Below are 13,813 nucleotides of genomic sequence, written 5' to 3'. Positions count from 1 at the left end.
GATCCAGTTATCGCTGCAGTCGCGTTAGAAGCGACGGTTGTGACGTGTGCTATTCGTGTGTGATGGCCGTCTCGTAGGTTTCGAGCGTCGGATGGCCCTCGAACATCTCCGTCGGCGCATCGCCGCCGTGGGCGTTCGCGAACTGCTCGCTCTCGGTCCACGCCTCGAAGTCGTCCTCCGATTCCCAGTAGGTCTGTGCGATGTAGGTGTTGCCGCCCTCGGGCGGCGTCAGGAAGTCGAATCTGACGAACCCCGGCTGTTCGGCGATGTCCTCGGAGCTCTCGGTGAAGCGCTCGACGAGCTCGTCCCCGTAGCCGTCCGCGACCGTGAATCGGTTCGCTGCAACGAACATACTCCCTCTTGTCTCGCAATCGGCATAAATCTACCGCAACAACGGACGACACAATAATCCAAAATGGATTATAGAGTCAGTTCGACGCGGTTCGGCGGTCGGTGAGTGAGCCCGGCATCGAGATAGCTCGCGAGTCGATCCAGGACGCCGTCGTCGGCGTCGGTGCCGTGGGGCAGCCGGACGAGGATCGTCTCCGCTTCGGAGACGACGGGATCGTCGGCCATCGCGACGGCGAACAGCTCCTCGGGGGTTACTGGCGTGTCCGAGCGGATGCGGTCGGCGGTGTCGGCCACGGAGGTTCCGTACTCGGCGCGGACGTCGAAATCGACGGCGACGTCGGCGGTGCTACCCAGCGTGTCGGCGGCGTGGACCTCCTCGGCTCGGCGGACGGCGGGGACGAGCACGCGCTCGAAATCCATCCCGCTCTCCTTCAATCCGAGATAGGTAAAGGAGAGCATCGAGAGCACGCCATCGACGAACGCCGGATCGTCGACGGTGTCGAAAACCCCCTCTCTGTCCTTCGGTTTGAGCGTGTGGACGAGCAGCGTGAAGTCCTCGATGGCGTTGACGATGCGCTTGCGGATGCGTGCCTCGGCGTTCCGGCGCGACTGGTCGTGTGTCATCTCGGTCTCGCCGCGGAGGAACGCTCGATCGGCCGGCGAGAGGACGCCACGCGGTCTGTCGGCGTCGTGGTCCATGCCATCTCTCGGTCGTCCGACGACAAAGGGGTTCGTGGTCCACTCTGTGACGGTTCCCGTTCGACGCGCCCGGCCCCACTGGACTCGGAGCGAAGGATTTTCCAGCACGCTCGCCAACCGGAGGCATGGCCACCGTCGAGACGATCTACACCACGCCGGAGGGCTCTGCGCCGATGGAGACCGTCGAGGAGATCGAGGCGGTCGAGCGCCAGGGGCTGCGCGGCGATCGCTACATGATGGGCACGGGCTACTACTCGGGCATGGACGAGTGCGAAGTGACGCTCATCGAGAGCGAGGCCATCGAGGAGATCCACGAGGAGTACGACATCGATCTCTCGGACGGTCGCCACCGGCGCAACATCGTCACGCGCGGCGTTTCGGTCCAAGAGTTGCTCGATCAGGAGTTCCGCATCGGTGAAGCGATCTTCGAGGGGACGCGCCCGCGCCCGCCGTGTGCCCACGTCGAGCAGGTCGCCGACGAGTCGGGCGTCGCCCGTGCGCTCAAAAACCACCGCGGCGGAATCTGCGTCAGCGTCGTCGAAGGTGGCGATCTCCACGTCGGCGACGAGCTCGAACCCCTCGGCGAGACCGACGGCGAGGACGTGGCCGACGCGATCAAGAGTCGGCTGATGGGCCAGTAAGCGACAGGTTCTTTTTCGACTCGCCGGAAGGCAGACTGCGCGCGGGTAGCCAAGCTTGGAAACGGCGCAGCGCTTAGGACGCTGTCCCGTAGGGGTCCGCCGGTTCAAATCCGGTCCCGCGCAGTGAACGACGCCGCGAGCGCAGCGAGCGGCGGAGTGAGCGAGCAGGAGCGATTTGAACCCTGCCAGTCGCAGCCGGCGAGCGTAGCGAGCCGGACCGTCTGGCTTCGGTTCAAATCCGGTCCCGCGCATCCACCTTTTGCTGCGCTCCGCTCGCTGGCGCTCGCTCCGCTGGCAAAATCTGGACCAAAAGCCGGCGTCACCCCCTTCGGGGGTTCCTTGGCCCGCTCACTCACTGCGCTCGTTCGCGGTCGGTGAACTTGACCGCAAAATCGAATCAACCTGCGTGTAGCTGACCATCGAAATCAATCCGATATCGTTCAGCACAAGCTACTTGTTATCGTGGCAGAAAACGTTCGTATGAAGCGGCGCTGGTTTCTGGTGCTCGGTCTCGGGATGATCGTGGCCAATCTGGGATTCCTCTTCGCCTTCCGTGCGACGATTCTCGAAAATCCGGCGACCGCCGCGACGAACACCGTGCTCGTCTTCGGTGGTGTTCTGATGGCCATCGGCGGTGCCGGCGCGCAGCCTCGGGGCACGTGGTATCAGTTCGTCGGCACCGGTGACGTGCTGATCGGTATCGGAATGTCTTCCTCGTACCTGCTGCCGATGGTGTACGGGATGTCACCCTACGGCAGCACCGAGGGCATTCTCCTCGCTATCTGCGCCGTGGCCGGCGGCGGCTCGCTCGCGTTCATGGGATTCGACTGGATCCGTGGCGGGCGACATTTCGATCTCTCGACGTACGAGCGCGGCCCGATCCTCGACTCGATACGGACTTAAAGTACCGCGTCACGCCGTCACGACGACTATGCGTCAGGCGTAGCAAAGATCGACATGAGCATCCGATCGCGAACGAGCGAGCGCGTGCAGACGGTGCGAACCGGCGTCGCCGAACGCATCGAGGCACTCGCGGGCACCATCGACAAGAAGGCACTCTACGCCGGCATCGCTGCCACGTTTCTGATCGGACTGCTCTCGCTGGTCGTCCCGATCATCCCGTTTTTCGGCTTCGTCACCGGCGGCGTCGTCGGCGGGTTCATCGCGGCCTACGCTGCTGGCGGGCTGGTGCGCGGGATCGTTCACGGCGTCGTCGCGGCAGTCATCGGCGGGATCATCCTCGCCGGTCTCGGGGTGGGCCAGGGGCTACTCCTGGGATTCGTCTTCATCGAGACACCGACGATCATCGGAGCGTTCACACCGGCGATTTCGGCGGTGTTCTCCCGGCAGCCGCTGTTCGCGCTCGTCGCCACGCTCGTGGTGCTCCCGATGCTCGTCGGTTTCGATGGGGCCGTCGGCGGTGTGGTCGGCAGCGCGCTCCGCTGGGTCCGCGACCGACTCGCCTGATACTGTCGGACGGAAGTATGTGAAGACCGGATCGTGGAGATCCATCGCATGGGCGGTGTTTCGCATCATGGATCTCCAATCAGTTCCGTCCGACAGTATGACCTATCCCGTGGAGTTTTCGAGGATCAGTCCGTAGACGAGCCCCATCGCCCCGCCGTAGAGCGCCCATGCCACGACGCCGACGATCCCGCCGACGGTGAGATACGGTGCCGGCACCGATAGCCCCATCACCAGTCGGAGCCAGATCGGCATGGCGATCAGCTGGAAGAGCACGCCGACGGCGATCCCGTAGAGCTGGCCCACGCCGGCACAGGTGACGCCGAGCGCCGAGCGCTTGAGCAGCGGGACGAGCAGCTTCTGGAGCACCGAACTCCGCGAGGAGAGCATGATGACCGTGTTGGCGAAGGAGTTGATCGATCCCGAGACGAACGCGACGAACGGGATGCCGAACAGGATCCCAAGCGCCAACAGCACGTACCAGCCGCCGTTGAGCGAGTAGAGACCGACGATGCCGCCGATCTCGTAGACCATCTCGGTGCGATAGAGACTCATGACGAGACCGGCTTGCAGCGCGCCGAACAGCCCGCCGATGACGACGCCTTCGACCGCGCTGGTGTCGATGCTCGGCGAGAGCCGCGAGCGAAGCGCCGCGAGACGCGAACGGACGGCCATGTTCGATGCACTCGTGCATCGAGGCAAAAGCCTTCGGCGGGGTCAGTACGGTCTCTTATATTACTCAGCTCGTGCTGGCGAACGGATCGACTTCTGAGGAGCGCTGGTCGATGAGTACGAGCTGGTAGCGCGCGACGTTCGCGGGATCGGTGTCGAGCGCCTGTGCGTCGAACGCCCACGTCTCGCCGACTGCGAAGTCGCTCTGGCTATCGGAGGCGCGACCGATGTCGGTGCCGGAGCGGTCGAAAAACCGGGCGTGCGCCGCGATGAAATCGAGATCGACGTCGCCGCGGTTTTCGGTGCGTCCGCGGACGCCGCCCGAACCGTCCCGATAGAACTCGTGATCGAGCAGGACGAGCCCCTGACTCGTCGGTGCGTCGGTCGTTTCGGTGAATTCGGTGGCTCCGGTCGTTTCGGTGGCCCCGGTAGCTTCGGCAGTACCGGTTGCTTCGGTCGCCGCTGCGGTGGGAGAGCCGTTGATCGCGATGCGCCGTGCGTATTTGCCCTCGCCAGCGCCGAGACAGCCGGCCAGAAGCCCGGCGCAGCCGCTGCCCATGCCGACGAGCACTCGGCGTCGTTGCATACCGATGCGTTAGCCGCGGCACTCAAAAACCTGTGGTCGATGATGAAATTTAGTGGTGAGCATCGTGATACGACCACGGACCGAGAAACGCCGCTGTCACAACCTTTTTGCGGGTTCGGCTGGCGCTATGGTATACGAATGGCGAACGTACGCGACCTGCTCGACGAACTCGTCGAGGGGGTCGAGACGGTGTTGTTGTTCTCGCCGAGCGAGGCCTACTACGAACGCTGTCGGGAGATCGAGGACGTCTCGGTGGTCGTCTGTGCCGGCGACAACGGCGTCGGGGCCGAGCGGTTCGTCGAACTCCCGCTCGAATTCGTCGCGGCCAAAGAGCGCATCCGCTTCGGCGTCGAGGGGGCGACCGAGGAGGGTTTTCTCACCAAGGGTGACGAGGTAGTCTGCGCGCTGCAACTGTTCGACGACGCCATCGACAGCGTCTGTCGGGTGCGGGTGGGCGATCTCGACCGCTCGGGCGTCTACGATCTCTTCACGACCTCGCGCGCCGATCCGGCGGTCATCAGCGCAGTCGTCGACGTGGCGGTCGAACTCGGTCAGAAAGGGCAGAAGGGAAAGCCGGTCGGCGCGCTGTTCGTCATCGGTGACGCCGGCAAGGTGATGAACAAGTCCCGCCCTCTTTCATATAACCCGTTCGAGAAATCCCACGTTCACGTCGGCGATCCCATCGTGAACGTCATGTTGAAGGAGTTCTCCAGGCTCGACGGCGCGTTCGTCATCAGCGATTCGGGGAAGATCGTCTCGGCCTATCGCTATCTCGAACCGAACGCCGAGGGCGTCGACATCCCGAAGGGGCTCGGGACGCGTCACATGGCGGCGGCGTCGATCACGCGCGATACGAACGCGACGGCGGTCGTGTTGAGCGAGAGCGATCGGCTGGTGCGGGCGTTCAAAGGCGGCGAGCTGATTCTCGAACTCGATCCGGAGGAGTACTGATGGCTTTCGGCGCGCTGCTCCAGAGCCTTCTGGACGGCCGGTTCGATCTCGTGTTGATCGTCATCATGCTGGTGGTCGGCGTGGTCGTCGCCTATCTCGTCGGCCAGGTGAGCGAACGGATGCTCGTGGCCGCCGGCGTCGGCGAGGCCGTCGAGGGCACCGCCTTCGAGCGCACCGTCGGTCGACTCGGCACATCGACGGTGTCGATGCTCGCGGGGCTGTTCGCGCTGTTCGTCGTCCTCGTGTTCGTCGTGCTCGCGCTCACCATCTCCGCCGTGCTCGACGTGCGAGTGTATCTCCGCCAGTTCATCAACTTCCTCCCGCAGCTGTTCGTCGCCGCACTGGTGGTCGTGTTCGGGCTCGTCGTCGCGGACAAGGCCGAGGTGTTCGTCTCCGAGCGACTGCGCAGCGTCAAACTTCCCGAGATCGGGCTGCTCGCGCTGCTGGTCAAATACAGCATCATCTACGTCGCGGCGCTGCTCGCGCTCGGCCAGATCGGCATCTCGAACGTCGCCCTGCTGGTCCTTCTCGGGGCCTACGCCTTCGGGCTCGTCTTCCTCGGCGGGCTCGCCTGCCGCGATCTCCTCGCCGCGAGCGCCGCCGGCTTCTATCTCCTGCTCGCCGAACCGATCGCCATCGGCGACGAGGTCCGCATCGACGGGCGCTCGGGCATCGTCCAGGAGGTGGACGTCCTCGTCACCCACGTCGAGAACGACGGCGAGGAGTTCATCGTCCCGAACGACCGCGTCTTCCGCTCGGGCATCATCCGCGTTCGGTAGCGCCGGACGGGCCTGTCGACCCGGGCCCAGGCGAACCCCTTTGTGGTCGCCGACCGTGGCGTGGGTATGCAGTGGAAACTGTTCGCCACGCTCGCCGAGACCGCCGGCGAGCGCGAGGTCGCGATCGAGACGGAGCCGAACGCGACGCTCGACGACGCGCTCGCGGCGCTGTTCGATCGCCACCCGAGGCTCGAAGACGAGATCGTCGACGACGGCGAACTGCGCGAACATATCAACCTCCTCCATAACGGCGAAGACCCCTTCACCGCCGGCGACGGGTTCGATACGGAACTCGACGAGAGCGACGAACTCGCCGCGTTCCCGCCGGTCAGCGGCGGTTAGAGCGCGACCGCGGCGTCGAGTGCAATGGCGATGGCGCGTTCGACGTTGTCCTTCGCCTTTTCCGGGAGTTCTTCACCGTCGGTTTCACCCTTCTGCGTGCCCGCGACGAGGTTGCCGTCGACGGTACAGAGCGCGCCCGCGCGGAGGCCCTTCCGGCGCGCGAGCGTGAAGATCGCCGCGGCCTCCATCTCGACGGCGAGCACGCCCGCCCGTTCCCACGATTCGATGTATTCGTCGGTCTCGGCGTAGAAAGCGTCGTCCGAGGCGATCGCGCCCACGTGGACGGGTTCCTCGCGTGATTCCGACGCTTCGACCAGCCCCGAGAGCACGTCGTAGTCGGGCACCGCGGGGACGGTATCGCGCTCGTAGCGCCCCGTCGTCCCCTCGTCTTTGGCCGCGCCGGTCGCGACCACCACGTCACCGACTTCGATCTCCTGCTGGAGCGCGCCGGTGGTTCCGACGCGAATGACGCTCTCGACGCCCACGTTCGAGAGCTCCTCGACGGCGATCGCCGCCGACGGACAACCGATGCCCGTCGAGCAGATCGTCACGGGAGTACCCTCGTAACTCGCGTTGACGATCTTGTACTCGCGGTTTTCGGCCACCGTAGTCGCGTCCTCGCAGTGGCCCGCGATGCGATCGACGCGTCCCGGATCGCCCGGCAGCAGCGCGACGTCGTTCAGATCGCCCGGTTCGACGAGCAGGTGTGGCTGTTTTGCCATGCCGAGTGGTCGGCGGCCGGCATGAAAAGTCGGTCTATCCGTATCGTTCGAGCAGTTCGCGTTCCTCGGCGAGTAACTCGGCGACCCCGTGGGTCATGATCGCTTCGCCGAGCGCCGTCGCGGCGTAGTACGAATACAGCCCATCCGCGCCGCGTTCCTTCCGTTTCCGATTGGCGATCAGCCCCACCGTTTCGAGCTTGTCGAGGTGGTAGTGCAGCCGGTTCGAGGGGATTTCGAGTGTCTCGGCGAGTTCCGTTGCGCTCAGTTCGCTTTCGGCGAGGAGTTCGGAAAGCACCCTGTAGCGTGTCTTCTCGCCGATGGCGCGCTGCATGGCGAGGTATTCTTCGAGCGAGAGCACGCTGTCTTCGGGCAAATAGGGTGCCCCGTAGCGGTGTGATTCGGTCATGGAGTCACGAGTTTGTAGTCATTTCCGTACTACACCGTTATCATTCTCGGTGCTGTAACCGAGCTATGGAGATCGAACCGTTCGCGCTCGAACGCTGGTTCGGGAAGTACGAACACGACGCCGATATCATGCTCGCCGAGAGCGGCATCAGAAGCCTTCCCGCCACACGCTTCGACACCGATCCGGGCGATCTCGGCTACGTGATTCCGACCGACGGCGATCCTGACTTCCGAAAGGAGATCGCCGCACGCTACGGCCGCTCGGCCGACGAGGTGGTGTTCACCTGCGGCACCCAGGAGGCCAATCTCCTCGCCATGCTCGCGACGCTCGACGATGGGGATCACGCGGTCGTCGTCACGCCGACCTACCAGTCGCTGCACGCGCTGCCCCGCTCGATCGCGGACGTCTCGACGGTCGAACTGGCGCCTCCGGAGTGGGACCTCGATCCCGATGCCGTCGCCGACGCGATCGAGCCGAACACGCGGCTCGTGGTCGTGAACAACCCGAACAACCCGACCGGAAAATACCACTCACAGGACACGATCGACGCGCTCTCCGATCTCGCGGCTGACAACGACGCTTATCTGCTCTGTGACGAGGTGTACCGGCTGCTCGCCGACGATCCCCTCCCGCCGGTGGCGAGTCTGGGGCCTCGTGGGATCAGTACGACGAGCCTGACGAAGGCTCACGGGCTGGCGGGACTGCGCTTTGGCTGGCTCGCCGGTCCGCCCGAAATCGTCGACACCGCCCGTCGCTGGAAGGATTACACGACGATCTCGCCGTCGATCTTCGGTCAGCATGTCGCCCGACAGGCACTCGCCGATGAGGATACAATTCTCGACGAGAACCGTGCGCTCGCGCGGGACCATCGCGAGCGCGTCGGCGAGTTCCTCGCAGCATACGGGCTCGACTGGTACGAACCCGTCGGCGTGAACGCCTTTCCCACGGTTCCGGAAGAATTCGACGACTCCCGGGAGTTCTGTCGCACGGTGGTCGAAGCGGAATCGGTCGTGCTCGCGCCCGGCGACCTGTTCGGCTTCGACGATCGCTTCCGGCTGGGTTTCGGTCTGCCGACCGACGAGCTGGCGGAGGGACTGAAACGGGTCGGTCGGGTCATCGAGAACGCCCGATAGCATCCGGGCTATCCAAACCGTTTATACAGCCCCGTCAGCAATCGCGGACATGGCTAGGCAACAGAATCAGGTCCGCGAGCTCGACGAGGGAAGCTACGTGATGATCGACGACGCGCCGTGCAAGATCACCGCCTACAGCACGGCGAAACCCGGCAAACACGGCAGTGCGAAGGCACGCGTCGAGGGCAAGGGCGTCTTCGACGACAACAAGCGAAACTTCACCCAACCCGTCGACGCGAAGGTCTGGGTACCGATCATCCAGCGCAAACAGGGCCAGGTCGTCAGCGTCGAGAGCGACGACGTCGCGCAGGTGATGGATCTCGACACCTACGAGACGTTCACGATCAAGACGCCCGGCGACGCGGAGCTCTCGCCGGACGACGAGATCGAGTATCTGGAGATGGACGAGCAGCGAAAGATCGTCTGAATGGGCTTTCCCGGCGCGAACGACGCGCGCGAAACGGCCGACTACGTCCTTCTGGGCGCACCGCTCGACGTCTCGACGAGCTTTCAGCCCGGCACCCGATTCGGTCCTCGCGAGGTGCGCCACCACGCACATACCTTCGACGACTACGATCACCGTACGGGAATCCACTTCACCGATCTCGGCGTCCACGACGCCGGCGATCTCGACGCCTGGGAGGACGCCGCCGAGTATCTCGACTTCCTCCAGGGGATGGTCACGGACATCGAAGGCGAGGGTCGCCTCCCGCTACTCGTCGGCGGCGAACACACCGTCAGCGCAGCGGGCGTGCGTGCAACTGACCCCGATGTCTTCGTCTGTCTCGACGCCCATCTCGATCTCCGCGAGGAGTTCGCGGGCAACGAACTGAGCCACGCGACCGTCACCCGGCGCACCCTCGACGTCGTCGACGAGGTAATCGTCCTCGGCGCGCGGACCGGCAGCGAAGCCGAGTGGGAGCGCGCCGACCGCGACGACGTCACGGTGGTGCCGCCCGAGGACGTGCTCGATTGGGAACCCGAGTTCGACGGCGACGCCTATCTGAGCGTCGACATCGACGCCGCCGATCCCGCCTTCGCGCCGGGCACGGGGACGATGGAGCCGTTCGGACTGACCCCTCGCGGGCTGCGCCGGGTCGTCCGGGCGGTCGCTCCCCGATCTGTCGGCTTCGATGTCGTTGAGGTCAACGACCGCGACGACGGACAGGCCGCCGCCCTCGGTGGGAAACTCCTCCGTGAGTTCGTCTACGCGCACGCAGCACGAGCGGACGACTGAGTTCGCAGGTCCTTTTCGCCGCGGATTATCGACGGCTTGATTCGGCGGGTGGTCGAACGGCCCACGATGGTCCTCGGTGGCGTGCTCCCCGACAGCCCGATCGTCCACGGCCTCGTGATCGTCGCCGCGACCGGTTTCATCTGGTTCGGCAGCGGCTGGCTGGAGGAGTCGGCCGAACGGCTCGCCGCCCACTACGGCCTGCCGCCGGTCGTCCAGGGCTCGGTCGTCGTCGCGGTCGGATCGAGCTTTCCCGAACTGTCGAGCGTCGTGTTCACGGCGCTCGCCGGTGCCTTCGACATGGGCGTCGGGGCGATCGTCGGCTCGGCGGTGTTCAACGTGTTGATGATCCCCGCGCTGTCGGGCATCGCCACCGACTCGGATCTCGACGCGAACCGCGAGATCGTCTACAAGGAGGCGCAGTTCTACATGCTCGCGGTCGCCACGCTCGTCGTTACGTTCTCGCTCGCGGTGATCTACATCCCGACGGGAACCGGCCTCGTCGGGCAGGTCACGCGCCCGCTCGCGCTGATCCCGCTGTTGCTCTACGGGCTCTACCTATTCATCCAGTGGCAGGACGTGAACGATCACGACGCCGTCGGCGGGACCGAGACCGATATCGGGCGCGCCTGGGGCAAGCTCGCCGTCGGACTGGTCGTCATCCTCGTGGCCGTCGAGCAGCTCGTCGGCAGCGTCGAGGCGCTCGGCACCACGTTCGGCGTCCCCGAGTTCCTCGCTGGCGTCACCGTCATCGCGGCGGCGACGAGCCTGCCTGATCTACTCGTGAGCGTGCGTGCGGCCCGTGCGGGCAACTCCACCACCAGCCTCGGCAACGTGCTCGGCTCGAACACGTTCGACCTGCTCGTGGCGATCCCGATCGGCGTCCTGATCGTCGGGAGCGTGCCGATCGACTTCGCCGTCGCCGTGCCGATGCTCGGCGTGCTCACACTCGCGACGGTGCTCCTCTTTACCGTTCTCCGGACCGAACTCTCGATCACCACCCTCGAATCGTACGCGCTGCTCGTCGGCTACGGGCTGTTCGTCGCGTGGGTCATCGCCGAGACTGCCGGCGTAACACACCTGCTTCGCGGTTCGTGAGCGCGGTCGCTGGGGGATTCAGTCGAGCGGCCGGAGTTCGGCGCTGAAATGGCGGAGTTCGGCCATCGCGGGCTCGTCGACGATCTCGTAACCCGGGAGCTCCTCGCGGCGGTCGGCGACCGTCGCGAACGTCTCGGCGACGTGTTCCAGGTGATCGCGGAAGTAGGTCCGTCGCGGGAGGCAGAGCCGGACGAGTTGGGCCCGATCCTCGCCGGGGAAGGCGAGCTCGCCGAGTTCGACGGCGCGCACACCACCCTCCTCGTAGAGCGCACAGACGAGCGCCTGCCCAGGGAATTCCTCACGTGGAATAGAGGGGAGGAACTCGCCGGCATCGACGTAGACCGCGTGGCCGCCGGTCGGGGTCCGGATCGGGACGCTGACCTCCTGGAGGAGCGTCCCGAGTTCGGCGACCTGTTCGACGCGCGATTCGATGTATGGCCTCTCGACCGCCTCGCGCAGTCCGACGGCCATCGCTTCGAGATCGCGACCGGCCATCCCGCCGTAGGTCGAAAACCCCTCGAACAGGATGCCGCGCTGGCGGGCCTGCTCGTAGAATTCGTCGTCGTTCTCGCGGACGCCGACGAACCCACCGACGTTGGCGAGGCCGTCCTTCTTCCCGCTCATCACGATCGCGTCGGCCATCGAGAGCTGCTCGCGGGCGATGCTGGCAACGCTCTCGCCATCGAATTCGGCCTCGCGCTGGGCGACGAAGTAGGCGTTCTCGGCGAACCGGCAGGCGTCGATCACGAGCCGTGCGTCGAGCTCGTCCGCGACCGCACGGGCTTCCCGGAGGTTGGCGATGCTGACGGGCTGACCAGCCAAGGAATTATTCGTGATCGTGACGACGACGGCCGGGATCCGCTCGGCACCGACCTCGTTCGCGAGTTCGCGTACCGCCTCGGTGTCGAGGTTCCCCTGGAAGGGATCGCCGGGGTCGCTCTCGATCGGGCAGTCGACGGGCTCGCCGCCGGCGTTGACGATATGTGCCCGCGTCGTATCGAAGTGGGTGTTGTTCGGGACGTACTCGCCCTCCGAGACGAGCGCGCCGTAGAGGACGTTCTCCGCACCGCGACCCTGGTGAGCGGGGACGATCCGCGAGAATCCCATCACGTCTTCGATTGCGGCCTCTAAATTCTGAAAACTCTCGCTGCCGGCGTAGGACTCGTCGCCGCGATGGATCGCCGCCCACTGTTCGTCGCTCATCGCGCCCGTTCCGCTGTCGGTCAGCAGATCGACGAACACCGCCTCGGCATCGAGATTGAAAACGTTGTAGCCCGCCTCATGGAGATGGCGCTCACGCGCCTCGCGATCGGGAAGCTCGATACGCTCGACCGACTTCGCCTTGTACGCTCGCATACCCCATTGACGGTCGAGCGCGTGAAAACGCTAATCGAGGAAATCAGTGGCTCGGAAACCGATTTCGGACCTCGATGTTCGATTTCGGCCATCGCTGTCCGACGTACCGCAGCTCTCGATGATATTTCGGTACGCCGTGGTGAGCTCTCCGTACGACGACACAACTACGCCGTCACGGCGAACGATTCGACCATCGCACCGGCAGTCGCAGCGAAAGCGATGGCGTCGCGCCAGTCGATACCGAGACTCAGTACCTCACAAAGCACGCCAGTTGACTACTTCTGAGACGTGAATCCGATGGAGAAATCGATGCCGAGCAACTGCTGAGGAAGGCGNCTCAGTACCTCACAAAGCACGCCAGTTGACTACTTCTGAGACGTGAATCCGATGGAGAAATCGATGCCGAGCAACTGCTGAGGAAGGCGGCTCGACACCGAGAGCATCGAACCTGTCGCAGTCGGCGGCGTTCCGCCGCCGACGCGACGGCGTTGCCACTCGCCGAGCGGGCGGTCCCGGTCGGTGGATTACCGCTCGAAGCGGTCGTCCGGAGGCTTGTTTGCGGGGACGGCGCGACGCACCGCGAGCGCCGTCTCCGCTGCTCGCCGTACCATCCCAAGGAATTCGTCGAATCGCCATGACCAGAGGCGTCGCGCGCCTCGGCGCGGCGACGCCACGTACTCCCAGTGGAGATATCGCCACGCATTCTGAAGGAGGAAGCTGATCAGCACGTACAGAAACCGCACCGCCGGATTCTGTGTCGTCGTCATCGCAATACTTCGTTCGGACAGACGATAAGTCGATTCGATACCGAATCGACGGCTGTAGTGTTTCCTGGCTTGGCGTGGCGTCTCGATGAACGGCGCGTCGACGGCGTAGCCGTGACGCGCCACACCTTCTTCGTCATATTTCCCTTGCTGGTACGTACAGTCGATGTAGACCGGGAAATCGACGGTCCACGTGTGACCGTCGATTTCACCTTGGAGGTCGTGGTCGATCACGCGGCTCCAGCCTTCACTCAGTTCGGTCTGAATCTTCTCGCCCCACTTCACGATCGGCATGATGAAAGCGTAGTTGTGGGCNTCGATCACGCGGCTCCAGCCTTCACTCAGTTCGGTCTGAATCTTCTCGCCCCACTTCACGATCGGCATGATGAAAGCGTAGTTGTGGGCAGCGAGTAGCGTCAAACAGTACGTATCGTAGAACTCGCGGTCGAGGTAGACGGCCTTGACTTCGAGGTCAAGGCCGTCAAGCACGCCGAGTAGTTCCGCGAGGATCGAGCTGGCGGTGTCGCCGTCGGTCAGACGGCGCACCGCCAGCGTGTAGCGTTTGTTACGTACGCGAGCGTAGAGCGTGGCATAGCCGTGGAACGTCGTCGTTCC

At 64.7% G+C, this 13,813-nt stretch carries 18 protein-coding genes and 1 tRNA gene; 11 read left to right on the top strand and 8 right to left on the bottom strand.

Annotated elements, in window-relative coordinates; translation table 11 throughout:
• Nucleotides 1–49: 49 nt before the first annotated feature.
• Nucleotides 50–352, bottom strand: coding sequence for an antibiotic biosynthesis monooxygenase family protein (locus tag C448_RS12760; RefSeq protein ID WP_004055400.1), 303 nt, complete (start codon nt 350–352; stop codon nt 50–52).
• A gap of 68 nt (nt 353–420) precedes the next feature.
• The gene (locus C448_RS12755; protein ID WP_004055399.1) at nt 421–1,050 is read right to left on the bottom strand and encodes a hypothetical protein; all 630 of its coding nucleotides are present in this window, start codon (nt 1,048–1,050) and stop codon (nt 421–423) included.
• 125 nt (nt 1,051–1,175) lie between these two features.
• On the opposite strand from C448_RS12755, the gene C448_RS12750 reads away from it, so the two are divergent.
• From C448_RS12750 to C448_RS12735, 4 genes are all read left to right on the top strand, one after another.
• Nucleotides 1,176–1,691, top strand: coding sequence for an MOSC domain-containing protein (locus tag C448_RS12750; protein ID WP_004055398.1), 516 nt, complete (start codon nt 1,176–1,178; stop codon nt 1,689–1,691).
• Nucleotides 1,692–1,730: 39 nt separating this feature from the next.
• Nucleotides 1,731–1,814, top strand: a tRNA-Leu gene (locus tag C448_RS12745).
• A 357-nt stretch (nt 1,815–2,171) separates the two neighbouring features.
• Nucleotides 2,172–2,594: a hypothetical protein gene (locus C448_RS12740; RefSeq protein WP_004055397.1), complete on the top strand. Its 423-nt coding sequence runs from the start codon at nt 2,172–2,174 to the stop codon at nt 2,592–2,594.
• A gap of 54 nt (nt 2,595–2,648) precedes the next feature.
• The gene (locus C448_RS12735; RefSeq protein WP_004055396.1) at nt 2,649–3,158 is read left to right on the top strand and encodes a hypothetical protein; all 510 of its coding nucleotides are present in this window, start codon (nt 2,649–2,651) and stop codon (nt 3,156–3,158) included.
• Between the two features lie 102 nt (nt 3,159–3,260).
• Here C448_RS12735 and C448_RS12730 read toward each other — a convergent pair whose 3' ends face one another.
• Complete coding sequence (locus C448_RS12730) at nt 3,261–3,830, bottom strand: hypothetical protein (protein WP_004055395.1); 570 nt, start codon at nt 3,828–3,830, stop codon at nt 3,261–3,263.
• Nucleotides 3,831–3,894: 64 nt separating this feature from the next.
• Complete coding sequence (locus tag C448_RS12725) at nt 3,895–4,413, bottom strand: FxLYD domain-containing protein (protein WP_239640584.1); 519 nt, start codon at nt 4,411–4,413, stop codon at nt 3,895–3,897.
• Nucleotides 4,414–4,551: 138 nt separating this feature from the next.
• Between C448_RS12725 and dacZ the strand changes: the two genes are divergently transcribed.
• The 3 genes from dacZ to C448_RS12710 all read left to right on the top strand — a co-directional run bounded on the left by dacZ (nt 4,552) and on the right by C448_RS12710 (nt 6,485).
• Nucleotides 4,552–5,364 carry a diadenylate cyclase DacZ gene (gene dacZ, locus C448_RS12720; protein WP_004055393.1) on the top strand — a complete coding sequence of 271 codons (813 nt, stop codon included), beginning with the start codon at nt 4,552–4,554 and terminating at the stop codon, nt 5,362–5,364.
• Nucleotides 5,364–6,143 carry a mechanosensitive ion channel domain-containing protein gene (locus C448_RS12715; RefSeq protein WP_004055392.1) on the top strand — a complete coding sequence of 260 codons (780 nt, stop codon included), beginning with the start codon at nt 5,364–5,366 and terminating at the stop codon, nt 6,141–6,143. The genes dacZ and C448_RS12715 overlap by 1 nt, the downstream gene beginning before the upstream one ends.
• Nucleotides 6,144–6,209: 66 nt before the next feature.
• Nucleotides 6,210–6,485 carry a ubiquitin-like small modifier protein 1 gene (locus C448_RS12710; protein ID WP_004055391.1) on the top strand — a complete coding sequence of 92 codons (276 nt, stop codon included), beginning with the start codon at nt 6,210–6,212 and terminating at the stop codon, nt 6,483–6,485.
• Here the strand turns inward: C448_RS12710 and C448_RS12705 are convergent.
• Complete coding sequence (locus C448_RS12705; RefSeq protein WP_004055390.1) at nt 6,482–7,207, bottom strand: nucleoside phosphorylase; 726 nt, start codon at nt 7,205–7,207, stop codon at nt 6,482–6,484. The two genes, C448_RS12710 and C448_RS12705, sit on opposite strands and share 4 nt — an antisense overlap.
• Before the next feature lie 34 nt (nt 7,208–7,241).
• Complete coding sequence (locus tag C448_RS12700) at nt 7,242–7,613, bottom strand: ArsR/SmtB family transcription factor (RefSeq protein WP_004055389.1); 372 nt, start codon at nt 7,611–7,613, stop codon at nt 7,242–7,244.
• A gap of 65 nt (nt 7,614–7,678) precedes the next feature.
• Here C448_RS12700 and C448_RS12695 point away from each other — a divergent pair, with 65 nt between their 5' ends.
• The 4 genes from C448_RS12695 (at nt 7,679) to C448_RS12680 (ending at nt 11,078) form a co-directional block, all read left to right on the top strand.
• The gene (locus tag C448_RS12695) at nt 7,679–8,746 is read left to right on the top strand and encodes an aminotransferase class I/II-fold pyridoxal phosphate-dependent enzyme (RefSeq protein ID WP_004055388.1); all 1,068 of its coding nucleotides are present in this window, start codon (nt 7,679–7,681) and stop codon (nt 8,744–8,746) included.
• Nucleotides 8,747–8,795: 49 nt separating this feature from the next.
• Nucleotides 8,796–9,173 (top strand): translation initiation factor IF-5A, encoded by a 378-nt coding sequence (locus C448_RS12690; RefSeq protein WP_004055387.1) that lies wholly within the window; start codon nt 8,796–8,798, stop codon nt 9,171–9,173.
• Nucleotides 9,174–9,983, top strand: a complete 810-nt coding sequence (gene speB, locus C448_RS12685) for an agmatinase (protein WP_004055386.1) — start codon at nt 9,174–9,176, stop codon at nt 9,981–9,983.
• 66 nt (nt 9,984–10,049) lie between these two features.
• Nucleotides 10,050–11,078, top strand: coding sequence for a sodium:calcium antiporter (locus tag C448_RS12680; RefSeq protein ID WP_049916333.1), 1,029 nt, complete (start codon nt 10,050–10,052; stop codon nt 11,076–11,078).
• Between the two features lie 18 nt (nt 11,079–11,096).
• Here C448_RS12680 and C448_RS12675 read toward each other — a convergent pair whose 3' ends face one another.
• Both C448_RS12675 and C448_RS12670 read right to left on the bottom strand, forming a co-directional pair.
• Nucleotides 11,097–12,434 carry a tryptophanase gene (locus C448_RS12675; protein WP_004055384.1) on the bottom strand — a complete coding sequence of 446 codons (1,338 nt, stop codon included), beginning with the start codon at nt 12,432–12,434 and terminating at the stop codon, nt 11,097–11,099.
• A 524-nt stretch (nt 12,435–12,958) separates the two neighbouring features.
• Nucleotides 12,959–13,813: IS4 family transposase (locus tag C448_RS12670; protein WP_004055383.1), on the bottom strand; the 855-nt coding region annotated here is incomplete at its 5' end.

It is taken from the genome of Halococcus morrhuae DSM 1307 (assembly GCF_000336695.1).
Taxonomy (GTDB): domain Archaea; phylum Halobacteriota; class Halobacteria; order Halobacteriales; family Halococcaceae; genus Halococcus; species Halococcus morrhuae.
This window is presented reverse-complemented; position numbering and strand designations above follow the sequence as displayed.

What these genes read in the sequence shown, in the direction of transcription:
- C448_RS12740 (WP_004055397.1), top strand. Translation starts at nt 2,172, where the DNA reads ATGAAGCGGCGCTGGTTTCTGGTGCTCGGTCTCGGGATGATCGTGGCC.
- C448_RS12725 (WP_239640584.1), bottom strand. Translation starts at nt 4,413, where the DNA reads ATGCAACGACGCCGAGTGCTCGTCGGCATGGGCAGCGGCTGCGCCGGG.
- C448_RS12715 (WP_004055392.1), top strand. Translation starts at nt 5,364, where the DNA reads ATGGCTTTCGGCGCGCTGCTCCAGAGCCTTCTGGACGGCCGGTTCGAT.
- C448_RS12735 (WP_004055396.1), top strand. Translation starts at nt 2,649, where the DNA reads ATGAGCATCCGATCGCGAACGAGCGAGCGCGTGCAGACGGTGCGAACC.
- C448_RS12750 (WP_004055398.1), top strand. Translation starts at nt 1,176, where the DNA reads ATGGCCACCGTCGAGACGATCTACACCACGCCGGAGGGCTCTGCGCCG.
- dacZ (WP_004055393.1), top strand. Translation starts at nt 4,552, where the DNA reads ATGGCGAACGTACGCGACCTGCTCGACGAACTCGTCGAGGGGGTCGAG.
- C448_RS12710 (WP_004055391.1), top strand. Translation starts at nt 6,210, where the DNA reads ATGCAGTGGAAACTGTTCGCCACGCTCGCCGAGACCGCCGGCGAGCGC.
- C448_RS12730 (WP_004055395.1), bottom strand. Translation starts at nt 3,830, where the DNA reads ATGGCCGTCCGTTCGCGTCTCGCGGCGCTTCGCTCGCGGCTCTCGCCG.
- C448_RS12690 (WP_004055387.1), top strand. Translation starts at nt 8,796, where the DNA reads ATGGCTAGGCAACAGAATCAGGTCCGCGAGCTCGACGAGGGAAGCTAC.
- C448_RS12700 (WP_004055389.1), bottom strand. Translation starts at nt 7,613, where the DNA reads ATGACCGAATCACACCGCTACGGGGCACCCTATTTGCCCGAAGACAGC.
- C448_RS12680 (WP_049916333.1), top strand. Translation starts at nt 10,050, where the DNA reads ATGGTCCTCGGTGGCGTGCTCCCCGACAGCCCGATCGTCCACGGCCTC.
- C448_RS12760 (WP_004055400.1), bottom strand. Translation starts at nt 352, where the DNA reads ATGTTCGTTGCAGCGAACCGATTCACGGTCGCGGACGGCTACGGGGAC.
- C448_RS12695 (WP_004055388.1), top strand. Translation starts at nt 7,679, where the DNA reads ATGGAGATCGAACCGTTCGCGCTCGAACGCTGGTTCGGGAAGTACGAA.
- C448_RS12675 (WP_004055384.1), bottom strand. Translation starts at nt 12,434, where the DNA reads ATGCGAGCGTACAAGGCGAAGTCGGTCGAGCGTATCGAGCTTCCCGAT.
- speB (WP_004055386.1), top strand. Translation starts at nt 9,174, where the DNA reads ATGGGCTTTCCCGGCGCGAACGACGCGCGCGAAACGGCCGACTACGTC.
- C448_RS12705 (WP_004055390.1), bottom strand. Translation starts at nt 7,207, where the DNA reads ATGGCAAAACAGCCACACCTGCTCGTCGAACCGGGCGATCTGAACGAC.
- C448_RS12755 (WP_004055399.1), bottom strand. Translation starts at nt 1,050, where the DNA reads ATGGACCACGACGCCGACAGACCGCGTGGCGTCCTCTCGCCGGCCGAT.